Source organism: Sutterella sp. AM11-39 (genome assembly GCF_003472385.1).
GTDB lineage: Bacteria > Pseudomonadota > Gammaproteobacteria > Burkholderiales > Burkholderiaceae_F > Duodenibacillus > Duodenibacillus intestinigallinarum.
Genome location: NZ_QRLV01000003.1, coordinates 33,339 through 52,138, shown reverse-complemented (window position 1 = coordinate 52,138; position 18,800 = coordinate 33,339). Strand labels below are relative to the sequence as shown.

Sequence of the window (18,800 nt, the reverse complement as noted above, 5' to 3'; positions counted from 1 at the left end):
CCGACAGAGTCCTGTCGCAAACCGCGGGCATATGAAATTTATTCAGTTTCGCTTCGAACTCTTAACTAATGCGTCCTACGCAAAACTACTTAGTGAATCTAAAGCACGGGATCTACTTCGTTTTGTTAAATCAGTATCAGTTCTTGATAGAAATCAAAAATGCAAATTCCCGTACTGATTTTCTTAGAAATTTTTTCGTGTCGGAAAATTTTTTTTCAAAACCGCTTGACAGAAGCGATTACACCTGTAAAATGCGCATTCTCTTCGAGAGAACGCGGGAGTAGCTCAGTTGGTAGAGCGCAACCTTGCCAAGGTTGAGGTCGCGAGTTCGAGACTCGTCTCCCGCTCCAAAAGCTAGCGTCCCAAAGGCGTATAGACGGATGGCGCGATAGCAAAGTGGTTATGCAACGGATTGCAAATCCGTCTACAGCGGTTCGATTCCGCTTCGCGCCTCCAAGCTTTTCTCTGGAAGATGACGCATCTTTGAATGCGGGAGTAGCTCAGTTGGTAGAGCGCAACCTTGCCAAGGTTGAGGTCGCGAGTTCGAGACTCGTCTCCCGCTCCATTCAAAAGAGTATTTGCGATTGTCGCATATGCCCCACTCAAAGACGCGGGAGTAGCTCAGTTGGTAGAGCGCAACCTTGCCAAGGTTGAGGTCGCGAGTTCGAGACTCGTCTCCCGCTCCAATTTCTTCCATTTCCCGTAGAAGACATTCGATTGTGTACACGCTTTGTTCGTGGGACAATGCGCTTGTTTGTGTCTGCTCGCCTTTTTTCCGATGTCGCTTTCTCAACGTGCCTACTGCGGCCGCTTCGCCCCTTCTCCGACCGGCCCGCTTCATTTCGGCAGTCTAGTCTGCGCTCTGGCTTCCTTTTTGGATGCGCGAGCGCACAACGGCACCTGGTTGATTCGCATCGAAGACATCGATCCCCCTCGTGACGTTCCCGGAGCCGATCAAGCCATTCTGAAAACGCTTGCCAGACTCGGGATGACTTCCGACGTTCCGGTTGTCTGGCAAAGCCAACGTTATGCGCTCTACGAAGAGGCTTTACGCCGGCTCAGTCAACAGGGACTCGTCTACGGATGCGCATGCTCGCGCAAGGAAATCGCCGCAGTCCAAACCGAGCTCGGACTTCCTTCTCACGTCTACCCCGGCATCTGCCGCAACGGAACGCACGGCAGACCGGCTCGGTCGCTTCGCATCCGAACCTCCGACGAAGTTGTCGGTTTCACCGATCGTCGCTGCGGCTCTTTTTCCGAAAACCTGGAACGCGACGTCGGTGACTTCGTGATCAAGCGGGCCGACGGTCTGTGGGCCTATCAGCTTGCCGTGGTTGTTGACGACGCCGAGCAGGGCATCACGGACGTCGTGCGCGGCGAAGACCTCCTTGACAACACGCCCCGCCAGATTTTTCTTCAAAGAAAACTCGGATACCCCTCGCCGCAGTATCTGCACATTGCTCTGGCCCTTGACGGACACGGGCAGAAGCTTTCCAAACAGACCCATGCTCCCGCCATTGACAACGAAGATCCGCTGGAGCTCTTGAACGCTGCCGCCATACATCTCGGATTAGGTTCTCTGAACGCAAAAACGCCGCAGGCGTTTTACGCTGCGGCGCAGGAATACTGGGCTGAAAAGTACCTCTACTGAGGCTTACTCCTTCCACGGTACCGGGTGCGGGAAGATGCGATTCAGAAGCGCTCGAATGAGCACCTTTTCATCGTCGCCCGGCGTGCCGAAGGTGGCTTCGGGCAACTTTTCCGTTGCCTGAGCTTCGTATCGGCTTCCGTGCACGATGCGCACGTAATCAAGCTTGCCCTCGACAATTCGATCGTTCCAGCCGCCCACCGTGAAGTCGAACTTCAGACAGCGCGTGCAGCTTTCGTCGAACGTCTTCACTTCATGCACTTTAAAGCCCTTCTCCAGGAGCATCTGACGCACGGACAACCGCAACGATTCGTTGCCGTGCGGCGTCACGCTCACGCACACTACCTGAGCGGCATTGTCGTCAAAACGATATTCATAAGGGCTTTGGCCTGCGAATTGCTGACATCCGGCCAAAGCGATCGTCACGACAGGAACAAAGAATTTAAGAACTCTGCGCATGCAGTTAATCAATCACGTAAAAATCAACGAATGCGGATATTACAGCGCCTCGGAGGGACGTGCACGAAAAGAATTTGAATTCCAATTCAGACCACTCACAATTATGCCGAACGCGTAAGCGTTGTAATGTGCGCGACCGCACTTCTTGCAAGACTGCGGATGTCGTAACCCCCTTCCAGAATGCTCACAAGCCGCCCTCCGCAAACGGCGCGCGCCACACGCATGACCTCGATGGTCATAAAGGAGTAGTCAAATTCCGTAAGCTTGAAGAGCGCCTGCTTTTCATCTCGGTGCGCATCAAACCCGGCGCTCACCAGAATAAGTTCGGGCTTGAAGCTCAAAAGCTTCGGAATCCAAATGTCGTTGACTACACGAAGCACATCCGTGCCATCACTGCCTTCCGGCATCGGAGCGTTGATGATGTTGCTCGCTTGAGCCGGCTGCAATCCGAATGGAAACGCCGTTTCCTGATAAAGACTGAAAAGCGCGATGCGCTCGTCGCCCTTGATAATGTCTTCCGTTCCGTCGGCGCGATGCACATCGAAATCCACAATGGCAACGCGCTTTAGGCCGAGAACGTCGAGGGCGTGAAGCGCTGCACAGGCTACGGAGTTGATCAGGCAAAAGCCGTGCGCGAAATTACGACCCGCATGATGCCCGGGCGGACGCACGCAGGCAAAGGCGTTTCGAATGGTACCCGCACAGACCTGACGTACCGCCTCGATGGCGGCGCCTGCGCTTTTAAGCGCCGCTTCAAAGCTCAGCTCATTTATGAAGGTATCTTCGGAGATTTGCTTTTCTCCGGTTCTTTGGGCCTCACGACTGGTTTGTTCCAGTTCCTGTACATAGCTCTTGTCATGCGCACGCAAAACATCTTCCAAAGAGGCCGGAGCGCTCGGCAGTACAGTCACGACACGCGACAGCCCCATCGCAAGCATGCGGTCTTCGATCGCATCAATGCGTTCGGGAGACTCGGGAGAATCCGGCCCCTGCTGATAGCTGTGACACAAGTCGTGCGTAAAAAATCCGGTGGGCAAAAGCGTCTTCCTTTTTTCAGTCCTGGAGTTTCTTTAACTTATTGTAGGGTATTGCGGGCCCTCGGAAAAATCAAAGCGCGCCTCGACTTTCGTCAAAAGCGCGCTTGATACGCTGTTACTTCGCCTTACTGAGGCGGCAACCGTTTAGTAGTTCGTCTTGCGAACTTCAAAGAAGCTCTGAGCGTAGTGGCAAACCGGGCAAACATCCGGAGCGGCATTGCCGACAACGATGTGGCCGCAGATGCGGCATTCCCACATCGTCATTTCACCCTTTTCAAACACCTGCTTCATCTGAACGTTGTTCAGAAGCTTGCGATAGCGTTCTTCATGGGTCTTTTCAATGGCGGCGACCAAACGGAACTTAGCAGCGATTTCCGGGAAGCCTTCTTCTTCGGCAGTCTTCGCGAAACCGGCGTACATATCGGTCCATTCGTAGTTTTCGCCTTCGGCTGCAGCCTGGAGATTGGCTGCCGTGTCGCCGATGCCGCCCAAGAGATCAAACCACAGACGGGCATGTTCCTGTTCGTTGCGAGCGGTCGACAGGAAGATTTCCGCGAGCTGTTCGTAGCCTTCGCGACGAGCGACTTCAGCAAAGTACGTGTACTTGTTGCGGGCCTGGGATTCACCGGCAAATGCGGTGGCAAGGTTTTCTGCCGTCTTAGTGCCCTTCAGGCGGTTGTCGCCACCCGCAGCAGGAGCTTCCTGGACTTCTTCAAAAACTTCAACACCCTTGTGGCAAAGCGGGCAAACGAAATCAGCGGGCAGCTCATCGCCTTCATAGATGTAGCCGCAAACCTTGCAACGGAACTTCTTCATGGGAGTATCTCCTGCGTTATTCGAGTTATCTAAAAGCGTCCCCATACGAAGAGCCGATCTGCCTTTTCTGGTTTTGGGGATACCCGACAGCTCGTCGCTTGGAACGCTTACATCCTATTGGTTGGCAATTGTATGCTAAAAACCGGACAAAACTTCGCTGATAGACAAAAGCAAAGAAAGCTATAAAACCGACCGAACAACAACGCTAACGAATGCCGGCCTGAGCCCAACTCCCAGAGCGATCCGGGGTAAATTTTTTGTCCTAAGATGCACGCAGGCCCCGGAAGCCGAAGCGTCCGAGGCCTTTTACTTACGCGCCTAGCAGAGCAAGAACAGGATCAGGAAAATCAGGATTTTCACGACCCGCCTTGCTATACTAGCGGAAGAAGATTTGTGTTCCATTTATCAATCTTCCTTTAAGCGGCTCGGTGCTACCAACACCCGAGCCGTTTTGCTACGGTTTTGTCCCGACGACTGGATGGCTACCGCAGCAAAACCACCCAATGCTTGCCGAGTAATGGAACAAACCTCGGACAGACAATTCCTGAAGTTCTACACAGTCCCCTACCCTTCCACCATGCTATCGAGGCGCTTGGCAATGTCCTCCGACTTCGGACGGTAGTAGCGCTGCAGCATCTTCAAATTTTTGTGCCCAGTCTGACGAGCGAGGGACAGAAGATCAAGGCGCGGTGCTCCGGTCTTCGGATCAGGGCTCGCCGCCCACGTCGCAAAAGTCGCACGGCTGTCGTGGAAGTTGAGACCTTCGCGGATGACACGCCCGGCGGAATCGAGTTCCGGGCCAAGCCCTGCCCTGTCTCGAATCTTGCGCCACAAAGCGTCTCTCGTGGCGTCGCTCAATGCTCCGAAAAGTTTCGGCTTATCCCCCAATTCACGAACCAGATTGATGATTCTCAAGGCTTCCGAGCTCAAAGCAACGTCTCGGCGGCTATCAGTTTTAGTCACCTCATGCGGCAGATGGATCACCGCCCCATCGATCCACGCCTCTTCGATGCGCAGAATCTCCCCCGAGCGCATCCCAGTTTTGCAAGCCAGCAAGAAGGCTGCCATCGTCAGCTGCAGCTTGTCTAAAGGCACAGACTTCCCATCCCATCCACTGGCGACGAGCAGAGCCTCGATGTCTTCATCCGAGGCCGTACGCTCACGATGCTCCGCGGGCTTGGACAGAACGACACCAATGCAGGGATTCTTTGAGATAAGCCCCGACTTCACGGCCAAATTAAAAGCAGCCGAAAGCGTTTGAATTTCTTTGTGCGCTGTAGCCGGCGCCAAGGTTCCAATGTATTTTTGCGACGGTTCTTTGAGACGCTCGTCGAAATACTTCTGCAGGTCCTTGTACGTGATCTGGCCAATCTTCAGCGCGGCAAATGGGCGCTGCAGGAATCGGTTGATTCGCAAAACCTCTTGCTTTGCACCACGCTTCTTTCGCGACTCGGAGTCTCGGTAGGAGATCAGCCAATCTGCCACCGTGACCTTGTTGCTCCGTTGCTCCGGAGTCAGAGTCAGCATAGCCGCATACTTCCTTGCCTCTGCCGCGGTCTTGAAATTTTTTTGCCTTTGCCACCCGTCTTCTCGCCAGACAACCCGATACCGTCCGTTCGGAAGTTTGGAAATGCCCGCCATTTTTGTCCCCTAAAACTGTCTGGCCAAATGGAAATCAGCCAGCAAAACAGCCAGCAAATAGCCAGCATTTAATCGGATTATGCCGACCGAGGACAACAAAAAACCCCGATAAATCGGGGTATGCCGAGCTATGCGGAATATATATGGTGATGGTCGGAACAATCTTTCCTTATTTTAAAGGGAACTAAGCGATGGATACTTCTTTTTATACCGTAAGTTATACCTTACGGACTTTCTCGGCGCTCCTTGATGATTGATGTCAAGGCATCCTTCTTTGCCGCTACCTCTCCAGAAAGTCTTGCAACCTTCGAAAATAATCTTGTAGCTTCTGCGAATATTCTCTCACAATCCCTTTAAATTAGAAAATAGGATCTTCAGGTTCATCTAGAAACGGGAAATCATCAGAGCAATCATCAATTCGTCTAGATGCCACAAAAACACCAATTGTCGTAGCCCTTGGATAATGCTCTTTAATCATCCTCTGACAAGCCTTGAAATGCGATCCCGTAGTCAATACATCATCAAAAATAACCACTACTTCAGGTTCACCATCAGGAGATTCACTTTCATTCCACGTATAATTATTATATATTTCCTCAATATTCCTACTTGCTCCTCCTGTTACATGACAACTCTCCCTTGATTTGCTTTGTCTGATCAACTCCTTACAGCACACTCCAGAATTATTTAAAATTGAAACCAATCTATCGTCATACAAAGGATCTTCTTTAGATTTTGAAGGAGGGACAGGGACAAATATTACACTTTTCCCCTTAAGCTCTTCGAATAATTCATTTTCAACACTGGACCTTAAGCATTCTGACATTTTTCTAATGGCCCATATCTTATACGAATATTCTTGAGTCCCCCTTTTTTCTACACTTTTCTTCAAATTATTAATAAAACTATTTTGATAGTTGTCGTTTGGTATATAGTCCAAATAAAAATAACAAACATCATCTCTTCCGAGAAAATAATGCTCATGATAAAACTCGGATTCAAGCTTCTTCGGATTATCAGGACTTGGATACATTTACCACCCCATTATTTCTCTAATCTGCTCATACGATGACACTCTGTGAGCTCCTCTCTGAACATATTTTTCTGGCCACTTCAATCCTTTATGAAAACAGTTCTCTAGAATAAATAGCTTCCTGCCTTGATTGATAGCTGCCCTAGCCTGCACAAGAGTTCCAGAAGTTTCCCCTGCCTCCACAATGATCGTCGCCTGTGAAAGTGCTGACATGGTCACATTTCTTTCTGGGAAGAAAAACCTATTAATCCAAGCTCCCTGCGACAAATACTTCAAAACAGGAACCTGACTAACAAGAAGGTGTTCTTGTGCAATTTTGTTCTGGAGTTCTTTATTATCTCTTGGATAATATTCTGATATAGCAGTTCCTATCACTGCTAGAACTCGACCCCCGCGATTAATAGCAGTTGACAAGGCAACCGTGTCTATCCCCTTTGCCAAACCAGATACAACAAGAACGCCATCATCAACCAATCTCTTTGCGAGTACCTCTGCCCGCTTTAACCCCATATCGGACGCTTGTCTACTTCCTACAACTGCAACACTTCTTTGAGCGTGCAACAATTCCAAATTTCCTCTGGAATAAAACATATATATAGGATAACTTGCATCTTTCAAAGAAGTTGGGTAATTTTCTCCCCACCAAAAAGTGGAGCAAACATCATTTAATCCTTTATCATTAAAAATTTTCTTTATCTTCTCATAACTTTCCAGAGAAACTTCTCGTTCTACTATATCAGATACAAAAACTCCAGCCTTATTCAACAATGTACTAACCATCTTAAACGACATTTTTTCTTGAAGCCACAAATTTTCATATGCCCCCAATTCCAATATGTCATTTATCTCTTCTTTAAACAAATCCATTTATGTTCCTTTAATCAAAACCCATAACAGCGAATATATTGTCGAGCATCTCCTATAGAAAAACGAAACTTTTACCGCAACACAAGTTACTCAAGCAAGCGTACCACTGTTTCACCACCTATTGCGAATTCTTGAGCCATTCTTCCACCTTCTTCAAGTAATTCTGCACTCTCTTTGAGTAGTCTAGTGCATGTGAAAACTTGGGTTTGGTAAGAGCTTGAGGAACTTTTTCTATCGGCCGAGGACAGTCGGGAGAGATAACGATCGGCTTCGTTGCGCACCCGGTCAACGTCAGCTCGAAGATCAATAGACTCAGCACGAGCGCGCTCAAGCGCGTCCCATGCGTCCGCCAGTTGCTTCGCTTGGCTCTGCTCTTTTGATCGGTACTCATCTGTCTTTTCCTTTAAAGCCAACGCGTGCTGCGTCTGTATGTCGGCAATGTCAGCCTCATAAAGAGCGGATGCGTATTTGTATCCGCTGACAAATAGAACGACCGCTGCAATCAGCGCACCTCCAACCTTTAGCCATACACCCATAACACGCTCTGACAAAAATTGCCTCCAACCATTTCCGTGGCGTCACGAAATAGGTCAAAGTTGCACAGAACAAGGCGCTCGCATCAGTTCGCGGCGTAGCTCCTCGATCTCCTCACGACGTCGCTTTCGTGCAACCTCTTTGCGAAGACGCTCAAGCTCTTCGATTTCGGCTTGCTCGTCAGCATCCGAAACCTCCACAGGCTTCATTAGGCGACCGTACACATCTCGCAGAGAGTTGACTCGGCTGTAGAAATTGTCGACTTCACACATTTTCAACACTTGGCAGTTCGATGCCTTCATCAATTGCGCGATCCGAAAGAATGCGGATGTACCCAGTCATAAACGCATACTGGCCATACAAATCCTCCTTTGAGCTCGTCGGAGAGAATTCGAGCGTTCCTGTTTCCCACTTTTTGAGCATGGCATAAAGCTTTTTCAAGCGAATCACAGCCTGAAAATACTCGGCCTTGAAACGGTCCTTGTAATCAGCACTTTGCATCAGCTCGATTGTGTCTTTGAGTTCCATAGTCAATTCCCCCGCTGATGAGCCTTTTCCCAGGCGATATATTTCAAAGACCGGTCGATCGCATCGGCCAAGGCGAACTTTTCGCCTTTCTCAGCGTCGAAATCTTTCGGATCAGCGCACTGGCTCCAGCCAAGTTCTGTAAAACCCGATCGGAAAATGAGACAACACACGGTTGTGCAAGTTCCTTTCACGTGCCAAAAGTCAGTGTGAACCAAACGGTCCATTACGTCATCGCGTTTGATCATTTGCTGCTCCTTCAAACTGGAAAAGCTCACGACCCTGATTGCCGATCTGTATCAGATCAAATCCGATGGTTCTTTATCGCAAACCGAAGATCACTGATGGCTTTGTTTACGCGTTGTTGGTCTGCCTTCTGCTCGAGTTTTTGTTCGAGCTCAGCACATTTTTTCTCAAGCAAAGCAACGCGCTCTTCCAAAGTCAGCTCAACAGTTTTTTCTTCAGACATACAGGTTACCTCCAGGGGTGATTAGAGAAAGTCGGTTTCGTCTACTTCCGACACTCTAATCATCCCACGGAGGCCAGGACAAAGGAATAAGCAAATGCTCACGCCCACCATCGACACATTCGGCCTCGCACAGTCCGCCAGGGACATGAGATCTGCTGCTGAGATCCAGGCCAAGTTCCGCAACGACGTTGATGAGCTGATCTACAAGAGCCTCGAAAGTGCCAAGGGTCGCGCCCGGATCATCCTTGCCGACTACTTCGCGGACTTCCTGGAAGACGCTTTCGGTGCCACCGATGACGCCGACACGTTGCGCAGCGAAGAGCGCGTTGCCTATCAGGACTCGATCACGGACGAAGAAGAGCGCGAGGCGGTCCGCCGCCACCCGTGGTGAGGAGAACTCACATGGAAAAGAACTACATAGACATCGCCTGGCGTTTGAGTCAGCCCGACAAAGAGATAGGTCTCACCATCTATCTGCCGGACGAAACAACGGTGTTCCTCACTTGCATTCCGTTTGATCAGTTCTGCGAGGCCATCAGCAACTTGCGAGAAGCGCGCTGCATTTACGGTCGCAGCTTTGCAATCGAATACAACCGCGAGCATCTCCAGTTTTTCAGCAAAGGATCCGGCTTGTCTGTTGTTGCTACCGAACTGTTCGTCAAGAAGTTCATCCGGGAAGCCGAAGCATTCATCGACAGAGTGAAGGAGCTGCTCCATGAAGAAGCCTGAAGAAAGTTTCGCGCTGCTGTTCGCAGTGTTCGGCGGCTTCCTTCTTTTGATCCTGTTCGGAATCGGAGGAATGCCCGGCTACTGAAACAGCACAGAAGGCGCGCCCTTCTGTCTGCCGCTCCGATCGAGTTCTCTCCTGCTCGATACAAAGACCCCGGGGCGGCAGACAAAAGGACGCAACTCACGAAAAGAGACGACTAGGGGTGTGAGTCCCCGGACGCTATGAAGCTCTTTGGCAAGAGTGGAGCCGAGCGCGGCACGGCTACGTAGTCAACCGTAGACCGTTAGCGGGGGTGCAGCCGCCCCGTCAGACCAAGCTCCTTTCGAAAGAGAGGAGCCACGTGAGGCCGTTCAGTTATTCGGAATTTCCAAAGGGCTGAGCGGTTTGACGTGGTTATTGGGGGTATAGCTCAACGGCAGAGCATTCGGCTTTGACCCGAAGTATGCAGGTTCGACTCCTGCTACTCCTGCCAGAAACACCCCGCTGTAGCCTCATGCGAAAAATAAATTTGACCCACATTGTCTTCTTCATATACTTGAAGAATAAATATTTTTAGAGGTAACACACCATGTCCTTAGATAGAAAATCGGCAGGGTCAAATTCTTTTGAAATCAATAAGGTAGACAACAAAATGATGGCTGTCTCGGCAGGGGTTACAGGCTTCCTTTTCAAGGCCGAAAAGCAAGTCGAACGTGACGGCATTGAAATGGGGGTTCTTGAGAACGGGATGCCCTATCTTTCCGAAAGTGGTCTTGCACGAATGTGTGGGGTAGCTCGTTCGACGATTCAAGCAAGAGCTGCGTCCTGGCACAGTAAGAAACAAACGAAGGTTGACGACGAAATTGCAGGTCTTTTGAATTCGAAGGGATTTGATTCGGATGAATTGTTTATACAAGTTGAGATAAATGGTTCACGAACGAATGCCTATACAGAACCGGTATGCATGGCGCTACTTGAGTTCTATGCATTTGGAAGTGGCGGCCCCAAGGTAGAAGCCCTGCAAGCTTGTAGAAAGCTTCTGAGCATCTCCTTTAGAGCAATGGTGTATCAGGCGGTAAATTATCATCCCCAAAGTACCGTCATAGAAAACCTAAAACGTTGGGGCGATCGCGTAGACCTAACCAAAGACAGCGTCCCTTTCGGTTATTTCTGTGTTTTTTCCGAAATTGCCTCCATGATGATCCCGCTTATCCACGCTGGCTTCATTGTTAGCGACAAGGTAATACCTGATATTTCTGTTGGAATCGCATGGGCAAATTTCTGGAAAGACAACAACTTATCTCAGAAATATGGGGACCGAATTTCATACAAACATCAATACCCTTCCTACTACAGACAGTCAGTCGGAGGCGCTAAAGATGCTTATGCATATCCTGATGAAGCCCTAGGAACTTTCCGTAGATGGCTAAGAGCCAATTACATCAAGACGAAATTCCCTGATTACATCTACCGTGCCATGAAGAAGGGCGCGATAAGCACTCAAGCCGGAACCGCAACTTTGGAAGCTTTCTCTGCAACCCCAGAACTTCCGAATCAATAAGCCTATTCTTATAGCAATTTTTATTTTCAAGCCTCGCACCCGCGGGGCTTTTTCTTTTTCCGGAGCCAGGTATGGACACCATCCCGCACGATCCCGCTTGGCAGAAGTGGATCGAAGGAAAAATCAAGCGCGACAAGTGGAATCGTCGCCGCGCGCTCATCAAAAAGTATCGCGTGCTAATCGCCAGCAGCGCAGTCTCTTTTGTCGGAGTAACTGCGCTTTTCTTTTGGAAGATTTATCCGCTCATCCAGGAGCATCTATGACAGAAGCAAAGGTTTACACCGCAATCTCTGAGCTCACAGACGAGCTCAGACAACACGGCATCGAAAAGGCCAGGAAGTCGCAGGGCGGACAGTTCAACTACGCCTACCGCGGCATCGAGGACGTGTACGCAGCACTCGCTCCGTTGCTGCCGAAGCATCACATCGTTATCGCTCCGGTGCGCATCGAGAAGGAGCCGGACAGCACAGCTGGCAAGATGAGGCTCGTGCGTATCAAGGTGTCGTACCAGATCACCAGCACGGAAGACGGCAGCCACTTCTGCGTCGAGTCTCTCGGCGAAGGAGCAGACACCGGCGACAAGGCGGCAGGCAAAGCAATGAGCTACGCTTACAAAAGCCTCATGTTTCAGCTCTTTTGCATTCCTGTTGCTGGAACCCCTGACCCTGACGATAAGCCATCACCGCCGGCCGAACAGGCGCAACCGTTCGTCTCCAATGATCTCGTTGAGAGAAACCGATCCGCGGCCAACACCAGCAAGGAAGCATGGGTCGAGTTTTGGAAGAGTTGCACCAAAGAAGAGCGCGAGACTCTGCGCACATCCGGCGAAGTCGATCTTGCCAAGAAGATCATCGAAGCCATGCAGGGAGGTTTGCCATGAGTAGCCCGCTTCAGCAGACAGCGCAATGGTTCGCAGACCGCTGCGGCTGTTTGACGGCTTCACGCGCTGCTGCCGTGCTTCAGCGCAGAAAGGACGGTAAGCCCACTGCTGCCTATGAGGCTCTGATTGACACACTCATCTGCGAGCGTGTCACAAACCAGCCGGAAGGCATCGGCAATCCGCCGTCGATTCAATGGGGACGCGATCATGAGGATGAAGCGCGCGATGCCTACGAAGACGCTACTGGCGAACTCGTGGACCTCGTGGGATTTATCACACACCCAACGATTGAGTTCTTCGGAGCGTCCCCCGACGGTCTTGTGGGAGAAGACGGACTACTCGAAATCAAGTGCCCGTACAGCACAAATGTTCACCTGCAGCGCGTGGCCGCGGGAATTGTTCCTGAAGAGTACAAACCGCAGATGCTCGTGCAACTGCTCTGTACCGGTCGCAAATGGGTTGACTTCGTGAGCTACGACCCGCGGCTTTCCGGAGCATGGTCGCCAGCCAAGCTTTTCATCGTGCGGTATGAGCCAATTCAAGACGAACTCAACGCGGCTCTGGAGCAATGTGAGACATTCCTTGCCGAAGTCAAGACGCGTTTCGACGCACTGGCAAAGGCAATCATTGAGGATAAAAAATGACAGACGTCAAAGCAATCGCCAAAGAAGTCGTCAAGGAACTCAAGCGCGGGCAGTCGATTGTCGTGACTGCCTCGGACATCGCGCTCATGTGCGCCTATGCGCCCGACAGCAAGCCCGTGCGCGACATGCTCGCAGACCCGACTTTCCCTCCATGCGTCTCACTGGTCGAAGGCGGCACCCGCCGCTACCTTCGCAAGGACGTGGAAAGATGGATCGAGAGAAAGTTCCAAGACGAAAGCAGGCTTGCCCTGCAGACCTTTCGAGCATAAGGAGCGGCCGCAGCAATGCGGCCTTTTTCATTCATGACAAAAAGATTCGAGATTGATCCCCGCCTCAAGAAGATAGCGGATCACTACGGCTTCGACGCTCAAGCCGAAAAGACAATTGAAGAGATGGCCGAACTCATCGTCGCCATCAAAAACCTCAAAAAGTTTGACGGCTGCGAGGCCGACCATCTTGTGAACTTTTTTGAGGAACTGGCTGACGTCAAGATCATGGTCGACCAGCTTATCTACCTTCACGACCAAACTGCACCGGAAGACTACGACGTCGAGTCGGAAGTCGAGTTCAAGATCACGCGGCAACTGAAGCGTATCGCTGAAGAGGAGCTCAGCAAATGAGCGAGACCAAAACCGTGTGGCACCCCTTCCCCGAGGTGCCCCTGCCAGAGACTGAGTTTGCAAAGCTCTACCTAGTGACCGCAGTCGCGGAGTATGGGGAACCGTATGTAAGAACAGCATTCGGATGGCAAAACTTCGACATGTATAAAGGCGAGTTCACAGTGATAGCTTGGGCAGAGCTGCCAGAACCGTACAAACCAACACCATGAAAAACGCCAAGAAACCAGCCCCGTGTCCTCCGCCGGAGATCGTCCAGCTCGGCGACGGCATGGTCGCTCAGGTTACCGAATACGCCTTCGAGATATACGACAAGGATTTCAACCTCATCCTTCGCATCTCTGAAGACGATGGATTCATCTGTTCAACCGCAGCTAGCGGCGCCCGCTCCGATCTCAACCCTGACTTCCTATCGAAGTTCGCGGAGCGTCTCTGGCACTGGGCTCGAGTCGTAGAGACCCGAGCTAACGATTAACCTCTTCGGCCGCCGCCCGTGATGTGTGCAAGCGTAGGGAACTGCGCAGGCGGCGGCCACATTACTGGAGACAAATATGCCTTACGGAAAATGTCGAAACTGCATCTATTGCAGAACTTGGTCGGGAAAAACTTTCGATGCAAGAATGAGAGAGTTGAAACGCCGTTTTTCAGTTTACGAAGAACAGGCTGAAGAACTGGAAGAAAAAGAGGGAAGCTCTCTATATTGCCGCCGAAAAGCTCTGGCATACATGGAACGTTTGGACGGTTTTCTACGCCTTGAAGCGAATAGAGTCGCTCTTGGTGAACTCGGATGCGGAGAGTTTGATCTTGATCCCAATGCGTTAATTGACGAAGACGAACAGCAACAATGAGCCGCCTCCGAGCGGCTTTTTCATGCCATGAGCAAACCCAAAAAGAAACGCACCAAGAAGTACCAGCCAGGCAGGCCGAAGATTCCAACGTGGGCATACGACAGCTGGGGACAACTCACCGAAAAGGACTTCAAGATTTTCGAGGACGCCGTCAAGATCGATCTCGGCCTGATACGCATGGGGACGCAAGAGCAATGCCGCTACGGCGACCTGATCTTTGCCATGAAGCAACTCTTCGCTTTCTCTGAGAAGTTCTCGCAGGACGCCGAGTATCAGCTGCTTGCCACGATGGGCACCGCAGCAATCAACGATGCGCTGATCGAATTAGACAATGAGGCTTACAATGACAACGTCCGCAGATAAAAATACTTTTTCACCAGAAGAACAATTCCTTCGCGCCTGGGATGTGGCGAAGTTACTTGGGATTTCGATTCCAACCGTATGGAGATGGGCAAGGGAAGGCAAGCTTCCAAAGCCCGTGAAAATCTCTCAGCGCATCACTGTTTGGAAGAAAACGGAAATCATCCCTTGCGTCGAAGCTTTGCAGGCTGGTTGAGCTTCGAGCAGCAAAACTCCCCCCAAGCATCCATGATCCGCCGCCGCTCTTCCAACATGGCGGCGCGATCATAGGCTCCACCATAGCCGTCATCGAGCTTGTGCGCTAGGCATAGCTCAACGGCGTCTCTATCGAAGCGCTTCAAATTTGCATCCAGCTTCGTCCACGTCTTAAACGTCGCGCGCGATGTACCGTGGACTGTGATGCGAATGTCCTTCCCCAATGTTTCAGTCTGAGCCTTGTCGATCCACAACGGCAAGCCTTGTCTCTTGGCCTGTTTGTTCATATCGCCAACAATTTGACCTAACCCGGTATCTGACATCACCTTATGCTGGTAAGGGGATGGGAAGACCAGATCGGTGTTGGCCATTCTCGGCAGTGACTTGAGCAACCGAATTGCTGCCGTGCTCAGCAAAACGACAAAAATCCCTCGACCTTTAACCTTCATGGCCGATTCCGGGCAAGTCCACGTGCCGGCCTCCAGATCAATGTCAGACCATCTGGCAGTGCGCACCGCCTTTGAACGCGAAGCAGTCAAAATCGCGAAGGCAAAAGCCTTACTGGCGATCGTGCCCCAGTTCATCAGTTCGCAAAAGAACTCCGGCATCTCCTCCGGATCCAGTGCACCCATATTTCGAGGCTGCTTGACATGGGGCGATAGGTTCTCGAGCAAAACTCCCAAGGCACCTCGCTTATCGGCAGGATTTTCACCCTCCAACATTCCCATTGCCTGCGCCCATCGAAACACTCCGTTGATGATGGTGAGGCACTTGTTCTTGGCCTCCGTCGTAGTTGTCCAAATGGGTTTCAGGCACCGAAAGACATCCTGTGCCCTAATTGCATCAACCGGCATCTTCCCGAGTACCGGATTGATGTTCCGCGACAGATATGCTTCAACGACAGACACTCCTCGCACATTCTTATCGTAGTAGCCAGTTTTGACTCTGGCATCCAGCCATTGCTTTGCGACAGCCTCGAAAGTGCCTGCTTTGACCTGTGGAGACACTAAAACAGCAAGTTTGCGCTTCTCTCGTTGCTCCCGACGTTTTTGCGCGATGTCATGACCGTCTCGTACATCGGCAGCATACTTTGCTGCTTTCTCACGAGCCTGAGCCAGCGTGATTGAAGAAGTCGTCCCCAGTGATACAAAAGATCTTTTTCCTGTCAGAGGCGAGGCGTACCGGAAGACGTAGTACTTACCTTCGCCTTTTACCATCAGGTAAAGACCATTAACGCCACCCAAACAGGTAAGACCTTGCTTAGTAATGGCTGCCACCTGTTTTACGGTCAGAGGTTTTACTTGTTTCATTCAAAGAATTTCAATGGTATAACCAACCGAAAAGTTATACCATACGGAAGCGCTCTTTGCTAACTTGTCGTGATACGTTGTGATATTAAAAAAGCCCCGACTCACGGGGCTTTTATTCAACATCTGTTCCGTTACGATCTGTCGTGATTCTCTAAAATGGTGCGGATGGTCGGACTCGAACCGACACGCCTTGCGGCGTCAGAACCTAAATCTGGTGCGTCTACCAATTTCGCCACATCCGCGCAAATCGGAGCGCGCATTGTACCTGAAAGCAGTTTACTTGCGCGCTCAATTATCAGAGCAGATTATTTGCCGCTTTCCTTATCCTGGCAGCAGCACTGGCCTTCACCGTGGTGATGATGACCTTCACCGCCACAGCAGCATTCGCCTTCACCATGATGATGGTGGCCTTCACCGCCACAGCAGCATTCGCCTTCACCGTGGTGATGGTGACCTTCGCCGCCACAGCAGCATTCGCCTTCACCGTGGTGATGGTGACCTTCGCCGCCGCAGCAGCATTCGCCTTCACCGTGGTGATGGTGACCTTCGCCGCCGCAGCAGCATTCACCTTCATCGTGGTGATGATGTCCGCCGCAACCACAGCCACATTCACCCTCCTCGTGATGATGGTGACCGCCGCAGCCACAGCCGCATTCACCCTCTCCATGATGGTGATGATGGCCGCCGCAACCACAGCCGCAACCGCCGTGGTGAGGACGAGGCAACGGAACGGGAGTAAACGGTTCCTGAGCTGCCGTAACAGTCAGACCCACGCTTTCGAGCATGGCCTTGTACTGTTCGATGCCGGCCACGGCAAAACCGTCTTCGGTCTGAGCAACACGCACGCCGCGAGCAGTCAGGGCGTAGACGGCTTCCTGCATCAGGTCGAGGTCGCCCGTGACCTTGAAGATCGTTTCCACCGGAGCTTCGATCTTGTAGAAGCCACCGTTTTCGTCAACGAGAACGTCACCAACCTCCAAAGGACGAACTTCGCCTAAAGCATTTTCGATCGTCTGATCACCGACAACGAAAGTTTCGGGCAGCTTGATGCGTTCGAGGAACGCCAGAGCAATCGGCTTGGCACGGTCAAGAATCGGCTTGGCGGGTTCACTGTCGAGCGAAAGAAGTTTCGTGATGCGCATTGTTAGGATTTCTCTAAAGAATGGATTTCAGGAAAAAATATCGGTACGACGCCGTTGGGCAACGCCGATCTTTTTTTTGAGTGTGCAAAAGTCTAACAGAGGCTGACTGCTTTCTGATTAATCCAAAATGACGGCCAAAGCGTCGGTTAACCGATCCACCGCCTTCACCTCAAGTCCTTCGATCGGAGTTTTGGGTGCATTGGCTTTGGGAATGATCGCCATGGAAAAACCGAGTTTGGCCGCTTCCTTAAGTCGGTCCTGTCCCCGAGGTATCGGTCGTATTTCGCCGGTTAGGCCGACTTCGCCGAAAATCACGGTGCCCGCCGGCAGGGGGCGATCCGACAGGGAACTTGCCACGGCCATCAGCACGGCCAAGTCGCTGGCCGGTTCCGTGATCTTGACGCCGCCCACAGCGTTTACAAACACGTCCTTTTCAAAGCAGGAAATGCCGGCGTGGCGATGCAGCACCGCCAAAAGCATAGCCAGACGCTGCGCGTCCAGCCCGACGCACAAACGTCTCGGTGCGGGTGAATGGGATTCGTCGGCCAGAGCCTGGATTTCCACCAGCAGAGGGCGTGAACCCTCCTGGGTCACCATGACGACGCTTCCGGCCACATCGTTGCGATGTTCCGACAGGAAAATGGCCGAAGGATTGGAAACGGCGCGCAGACCGCGGTCGGTCATCGCAAAGACACCGAGTTCGTTGACGGCACCGAAACGATTTTTAAAGGCGCGAATCAGACGGAAGTTGCTGTGGGTGTCGCCTTCAAAGTACAAAACCGTATCGACGATGTGCTCAAGCACGCGGGGTCCGGCGAGAGCACCGTCCTTTGTCACATGCCCCACGAAAATGAGCGCGGCACCGGTGGTCTTGGCCAATCGAGTCAGTCGAGCCGAACATTCCCGAACCTGCGTAACGCTGCCCGGAGCCGATTCCAGATCCGAGCTGTAGAGCGTCTGAATGGAGTCGATGACAACAAACTGCGGTTTGGAGGCGGAAATCTCAGCCTCAATGCGCTCAAGCTCAATTTCGCTCATGAGCCTCATGCCGCTGGGGTCCAGCCCAATGCGCTGCGCACGCAAAGCAACCTGCGATGCGGATTCTTCGCCCGACACGTAAAGGGCCGTTTTGCCAAGACGCACCATGCGCGCAAGGACTTGCAGCAACAACGTGGACTTGCCGATGCCGGGGTCGCCGCCGATCAAACCCACGCCACCGGGAACCAGCCCGCCGCCGGTCACGCGATCAAACTCGCCGATGCCGGTCAGAATGCGCGGGACTTCACTCGCCTGAACCTCGGCAAGATCAACCACACCTTCGCCGTCGGCCAGAGACGTCTGACGACGCGATGCGGCAAAACGGGACTGAGAGGCCGTCGGTTCACGGAACTCACGCATTGTGTTCCAGGCGCCGCAGTGCGGGCATTTACCTTGCCATTTGACAGTAGAGCCGCCGCATTCGGAACAAACGTAATGGGTTCTTGCTTTTGCCATCGAGCGAGTCG

The 18,800-nt window shown here is 51.8% G+C and carries 28 protein-coding genes, 6 tRNA genes and 1 pseudogene; 19 read left to right on the top strand and 16 right to left on the bottom strand.

Going from position 1 to position 18,800, the window contains the following annotated elements; all coding sequences use genetic code 11:
• Window positions 1-274 precede the first annotated feature (274 nt).
• From DW133_RS03525 to gluQRS, 5 genes are all read left to right on the top strand, one after another.
• Window positions 275-350, top strand: a tRNA-Gly gene (locus DW133_RS03525).
• A gap of 32 nt (window positions 351-382) precedes the next feature.
• Window positions 383-456, top strand: a tRNA-Cys gene (locus DW133_RS03520).
• 33 nt (window positions 457-489) lie between these two features.
• A tRNA-Gly gene (locus tag DW133_RS03515) sits at window positions 490-565 on the top strand.
• Between the two features lie 45 nt (window positions 566-610).
• Window positions 611-686 (top strand) — tRNA-Gly (locus DW133_RS03510).
• A gap of 92 nt (window positions 687-778) precedes the next feature.
• Window positions 779-1,651, top strand: a complete 873-nt coding sequence (gene gluQRS / locus DW133_RS03505; RefSeq protein WP_118275269.1) for a tRNA glutamyl-Q(34) synthetase GluQRS — start codon at window positions 779-781, stop codon at window positions 1,649-1,651.
• 3 nt (window positions 1,652-1,654) lie between these two features.
• On the opposite strand, the gene DW133_RS03500 is transcribed toward gluQRS, so the two are convergent.
• From DW133_RS03500 to DW133_RS10020, 12 genes and pseudogenes are all read right to left on the bottom strand, one after another.
• Window positions 1,655-2,107, bottom strand: coding sequence for a hypothetical protein (locus DW133_RS03500; protein ID WP_118275268.1), 453 nt, complete (start codon window positions 2,105-2,107; stop codon window positions 1,655-1,657).
• Window positions 2,108-2,208: 101 nt separating this feature from the next.
• The gene (locus DW133_RS03495) at window positions 2,209-3,144 is read right to left on the bottom strand and encodes a histone deacetylase family protein (RefSeq protein ID WP_147408854.1); all 936 of its coding nucleotides are present in this window, start codon (window positions 3,142-3,144) and stop codon (window positions 2,209-2,211) included.
• Between the two features lie 144 nt (window positions 3,145-3,288).
• Entirely contained in the window at window positions 3,289-3,816 is a 528-nt protein-coding gene (gene rbr / locus DW133_RS03490; RefSeq protein WP_369907920.1) for a rubrerythrin, read from the bottom strand.
• 51 nt (window positions 3,817-3,867) lie between these two features.
• A pseudogene (locus DW133_RS10275) lies at window positions 3,868-3,960 on the bottom strand (rubredoxin-like domain-containing protein); the annotation flags it as partial.
• 564 nt (window positions 3,961-4,524) lie between these two features.
• Complete coding sequence (locus tag DW133_RS03485) at window positions 4,525-5,601, bottom strand: site-specific integrase (protein ID WP_118275265.1); 1,077 nt, start codon at window positions 5,599-5,601, stop codon at window positions 4,525-4,527.
• Between the two features lie 358 nt (window positions 5,602-5,959).
• Window positions 5,960-6,634 (bottom strand): hypothetical protein, encoded by a 675-nt coding sequence (locus DW133_RS09975; protein ID WP_147408853.1) that lies wholly within the window; start codon window positions 6,632-6,634, stop codon window positions 5,960-5,962.
• Window positions 6,635-7,501 (bottom strand): DNA-processing protein DprA, encoded by an 867-nt coding sequence (locus DW133_RS03480; protein WP_118275264.1) that lies wholly within the window; start codon window positions 7,499-7,501, stop codon window positions 6,635-6,637. It abuts the gene before it with no gap.
• Window positions 7,502-7,587: 86 nt separating this feature from the next.
• Window positions 7,588-8,052 (bottom strand): DUF2514 family protein, encoded by a 465-nt coding sequence (locus tag DW133_RS03475; RefSeq protein WP_147408852.1) that lies wholly within the window; start codon window positions 8,050-8,052, stop codon window positions 7,588-7,590.
• A 39-nt stretch (window positions 8,053-8,091) separates the two neighbouring features.
• The gene (locus DW133_RS03470) at window positions 8,092-8,316 is read right to left on the bottom strand and encodes a hypothetical protein (protein WP_147408851.1); all 225 of its coding nucleotides are present in this window, start codon (window positions 8,314-8,316) and stop codon (window positions 8,092-8,094) included.
• Window positions 8,300-8,563 carry a hypothetical protein gene (locus DW133_RS03465; protein ID WP_118275261.1) on the bottom strand — a complete coding sequence of 88 codons (264 nt, stop codon included), beginning with the start codon at window positions 8,561-8,563 and terminating at the stop codon, window positions 8,300-8,302. Before DW133_RS03465 ends, DW133_RS03470 begins: the two co-directional genes overlap by 17 nt.
• Window positions 8,564-8,565: 2 nt before the next feature.
• Complete coding sequence (locus DW133_RS03460; protein WP_118275260.1) at window positions 8,566-8,808, bottom strand: Gp49 family protein; 243 nt, start codon at window positions 8,806-8,808, stop codon at window positions 8,566-8,568.
• 56 nt (window positions 8,809-8,864) lie between these two features.
• Window positions 8,865-9,029: a hypothetical protein gene (locus DW133_RS10020; protein WP_158571105.1), complete on the bottom strand. Its 165-nt coding sequence runs from the start codon at window positions 9,027-9,029 to the stop codon at window positions 8,865-8,867.
• A gap of 94 nt (window positions 9,030-9,123) precedes the next feature.
• Here DW133_RS10020 and DW133_RS03455 point away from each other — a divergent pair, with 94 nt between their 5' ends.
• The 14 genes from DW133_RS03455 (at window position 9,124) to DW133_RS03390 (ending at window position 14,844) form a co-directional block, all read left to right on the top strand.
• On the top strand, window positions 9,124-9,420 hold the full coding sequence (locus DW133_RS03455) for a hypothetical protein (protein ID WP_147408850.1): 297 nt from the start codon (window positions 9,124-9,126) through the stop codon (window positions 9,418-9,420).
• Window positions 9,421-9,431: 11 nt separating this feature from the next.
• Window positions 9,432-9,758: a hypothetical protein gene (locus DW133_RS03450; protein ID WP_118275258.1), complete on the top strand. Its 327-nt coding sequence runs from the start codon at window positions 9,432-9,434 to the stop codon at window positions 9,756-9,758.
• Between the two features lie 399 nt (window positions 9,759-10,157).
• Window positions 10,158-10,231, top strand: a tRNA-Gln gene (locus DW133_RS03445).
• A gap of 96 nt (window positions 10,232-10,327) precedes the next feature.
• Window positions 10,328-11,299 (top strand): hypothetical protein, encoded by a 972-nt coding sequence (locus tag DW133_RS03440; protein ID WP_118275257.1) that lies wholly within the window; start codon window positions 10,328-10,330, stop codon window positions 11,297-11,299.
• A gap of 71 nt (window positions 11,300-11,370) precedes the next feature.
• Window positions 11,371-11,562, top strand: coding sequence for a hypothetical protein (locus DW133_RS03435; RefSeq protein WP_118275256.1), 192 nt, complete (start codon window positions 11,371-11,373; stop codon window positions 11,560-11,562).
• Window positions 11,559-12,179 (top strand): ERF family protein, encoded by a 621-nt coding sequence (locus DW133_RS03430; protein ID WP_118275255.1) that lies wholly within the window; start codon window positions 11,559-11,561, stop codon window positions 12,177-12,179. Before DW133_RS03435 ends, DW133_RS03430 begins: the two co-directional genes overlap by 4 nt.
• Window positions 12,176-12,823: a lambda exonuclease family protein gene (locus DW133_RS03425; protein WP_158571104.1), complete on the top strand. Its 648-nt coding sequence runs from the start codon at window positions 12,176-12,178 to the stop codon at window positions 12,821-12,823. The genes DW133_RS03430 and DW133_RS03425 overlap by 4 nt, the downstream gene beginning before the upstream one ends.
• The gene (locus tag DW133_RS03420) at window positions 12,820-13,092 is read left to right on the top strand and encodes a hypothetical protein (protein ID WP_118275253.1); all 273 of its coding nucleotides are present in this window, start codon (window positions 12,820-12,822) and stop codon (window positions 13,090-13,092) included. Before DW133_RS03425 ends, DW133_RS03420 begins: the two co-directional genes overlap by 4 nt.
• Window positions 13,093-13,125: 33 nt before the next feature.
• Complete coding sequence (locus DW133_RS03415; protein ID WP_118275252.1) at window positions 13,126-13,443, top strand: hypothetical protein; 318 nt, start codon at window positions 13,126-13,128, stop codon at window positions 13,441-13,443.
• Window positions 13,440-13,652 (top strand): hypothetical protein, encoded by a 213-nt coding sequence (locus DW133_RS10170; RefSeq protein WP_118275251.1) that lies wholly within the window; start codon window positions 13,440-13,442, stop codon window positions 13,650-13,652. Before DW133_RS03415 ends, DW133_RS10170 begins: the two co-directional genes overlap by 4 nt.
• Complete coding sequence (locus DW133_RS03405) at window positions 13,649-13,915, top strand: hypothetical protein (RefSeq protein WP_118275250.1); 267 nt, start codon at window positions 13,649-13,651, stop codon at window positions 13,913-13,915. Before DW133_RS10170 ends, DW133_RS03405 begins: the two co-directional genes overlap by 4 nt.
• 145 nt (window positions 13,916-14,060) lie before the next feature.
• The gene (locus DW133_RS03400; protein WP_199588784.1) at window positions 14,061-14,288 is read left to right on the top strand and encodes a hypothetical protein; all 228 of its coding nucleotides are present in this window, start codon (window positions 14,061-14,063) and stop codon (window positions 14,286-14,288) included.
• Between the two features lie 27 nt (window positions 14,289-14,315).
• A complete protein-coding gene (locus DW133_RS03395; RefSeq protein ID WP_118275248.1) occupies window positions 14,316-14,651 on the top strand; it encodes a hypothetical protein in 336 nt (111 codons plus the stop codon).
• Window positions 14,632-14,844, top strand: a complete 213-nt coding sequence (locus tag DW133_RS03390; RefSeq protein WP_118275247.1) for an AlpA family transcriptional regulator — start codon at window positions 14,632-14,634, stop codon at window positions 14,842-14,844. Before DW133_RS03395 ends, DW133_RS03390 begins: the two co-directional genes overlap by 20 nt.
• On the opposite strand, the gene DW133_RS03385 is transcribed toward DW133_RS03390, so the two are convergent.
• From DW133_RS03385 to radA, 4 genes are all read right to left on the bottom strand, one after another.
• A complete protein-coding gene (locus DW133_RS03385; protein WP_118275246.1) occupies window positions 14,810-16,153 on the bottom strand; it encodes an integrase arm-type DNA-binding domain-containing protein in 1,344 nt (447 codons plus the stop codon). The two genes, DW133_RS03390 and DW133_RS03385, sit on opposite strands and share 35 nt — an antisense overlap.
• Before the next feature lie 157 nt (window positions 16,154-16,310).
• Window positions 16,311-16,395 (bottom strand) — tRNA-Leu (locus DW133_RS03380).
• A gap of 63 nt (window positions 16,396-16,458) precedes the next feature.
• Window positions 16,459-17,295, bottom strand: a complete 837-nt coding sequence (locus tag DW133_RS03375; protein WP_118275245.1) for a hypothetical protein — start codon at window positions 17,293-17,295, stop codon at window positions 16,459-16,461.
• A 117-nt stretch (window positions 17,296-17,412) separates the two neighbouring features.
• Entirely contained in the window at window positions 17,413-18,789 is a 1,377-nt protein-coding gene (radA, locus tag DW133_RS03370) for a DNA repair protein RadA (protein ID WP_118275244.1), read from the bottom strand.
• Window positions 18,790-18,800 lie beyond the last annotated feature (11 nt).

Coding starts and splice junctions, on each gene's coding strand:
- gluQRS (WP_118275269.1), top strand. CDS start 779: ATGTCGCTTTCTCAACGTGCCTACTGCGGCCGCTTCGCCCCTTCTCCG.
- DW133_RS03500 (WP_118275268.1), bottom strand. CDS start 2,107: ATGCGCAGAGTTCTTAAATTCTTTGTTCCTGTCGTGACGATCGCTTTG.
- DW133_RS03485 (WP_118275265.1), bottom strand. CDS start 5,601: ATGGCGGGCATTTCCAAACTTCCGAACGGACGGTATCGGGTTGTCTGG.
- DW133_RS09975 (WP_147408853.1), bottom strand. CDS start 6,634: ATGTATCCAAGTCCTGATAATCCGAAGAAGCTTGAATCCGAGTTTTAT.
- DW133_RS03480 (WP_118275264.1), bottom strand. CDS start 7,501: ATGGATTTGTTTAAAGAAGAGATAAATGACATATTGGAATTGGGGGCA.
- DW133_RS03465 (WP_118275261.1), bottom strand. CDS start 8,563: ATGGAACTCAAAGACACAATCGAGCTGATGCAAAGTGCTGATTACAAG.
- DW133_RS03460 (WP_118275260.1), bottom strand. CDS start 8,808: ATGATCAAACGCGATGACGTAATGGACCGTTTGGTTCACACTGACTTT.
- DW133_RS10020 (WP_158571105.1), bottom strand. CDS start 9,029: ATGTCTGAAGAAAAAACTGTTGAGCTGACTTTGGAAGAGCGCGTTGCT.
- DW133_RS03455 (WP_147408850.1), top strand. CDS start 9,124: ATGCTCACGCCCACCATCGACACATTCGGCCTCGCACAGTCCGCCAGG.
- DW133_RS03450 (WP_118275258.1), top strand. CDS start 9,432: ATGGAAAAGAACTACATAGACATCGCCTGGCGTTTGAGTCAGCCCGAC.
- DW133_RS03440 (WP_118275257.1), top strand. CDS start 10,328: ATGTCCTTAGATAGAAAATCGGCAGGGTCAAATTCTTTTGAAATCAAT.
- DW133_RS03435 (WP_118275256.1), top strand. CDS start 11,371: ATGGACACCATCCCGCACGATCCCGCTTGGCAGAAGTGGATCGAAGGA.
- DW133_RS03430 (WP_118275255.1), top strand. CDS start 11,559: ATGACAGAAGCAAAGGTTTACACCGCAATCTCTGAGCTCACAGACGAG.
- DW133_RS03425 (WP_158571104.1), top strand. CDS start 12,176: ATGAGTAGCCCGCTTCAGCAGACAGCGCAATGGTTCGCAGACCGCTGC.
- DW133_RS03420 (WP_118275253.1), top strand. CDS start 12,820: ATGACAGACGTCAAAGCAATCGCCAAAGAAGTCGTCAAGGAACTCAAG.
- DW133_RS03415 (WP_118275252.1), top strand. CDS start 13,126: ATGACAAAAAGATTCGAGATTGATCCCCGCCTCAAGAAGATAGCGGAT.
- DW133_RS10170 (WP_118275251.1), top strand. CDS start 13,440: ATGAGCGAGACCAAAACCGTGTGGCACCCCTTCCCCGAGGTGCCCCTG.
- DW133_RS03405 (WP_118275250.1), top strand. CDS start 13,649: ATGAAAAACGCCAAGAAACCAGCCCCGTGTCCTCCGCCGGAGATCGTC.
- DW133_RS03400 (WP_199588784.1), top strand. CDS start 14,061: ATGAGAGAGTTGAAACGCCGTTTTTCAGTTTACGAAGAACAGGCTGAA.
- DW133_RS03395 (WP_118275248.1), top strand. CDS start 14,316: ATGAGCAAACCCAAAAAGAAACGCACCAAGAAGTACCAGCCAGGCAGG.
- DW133_RS03390 (WP_118275247.1), top strand. CDS start 14,632: ATGACAACGTCCGCAGATAAAAATACTTTTTCACCAGAAGAACAATTC.
- DW133_RS03385 (WP_118275246.1), bottom strand. CDS start 16,153: ATGAAACAAGTAAAACCTCTGACCGTAAAACAGGTGGCAGCCATTACT.
- DW133_RS03375 (WP_118275245.1), bottom strand. CDS start 17,295: ATGCGCATCACGAAACTTCTTTCGCTCGACAGTGAACCCGCCAAGCCG.
- radA (WP_118275244.1), bottom strand. CDS start 18,789: ATGGCAAAAGCAAGAACCCATTACGTTTGTTCCGAATGCGGCGGCTCT.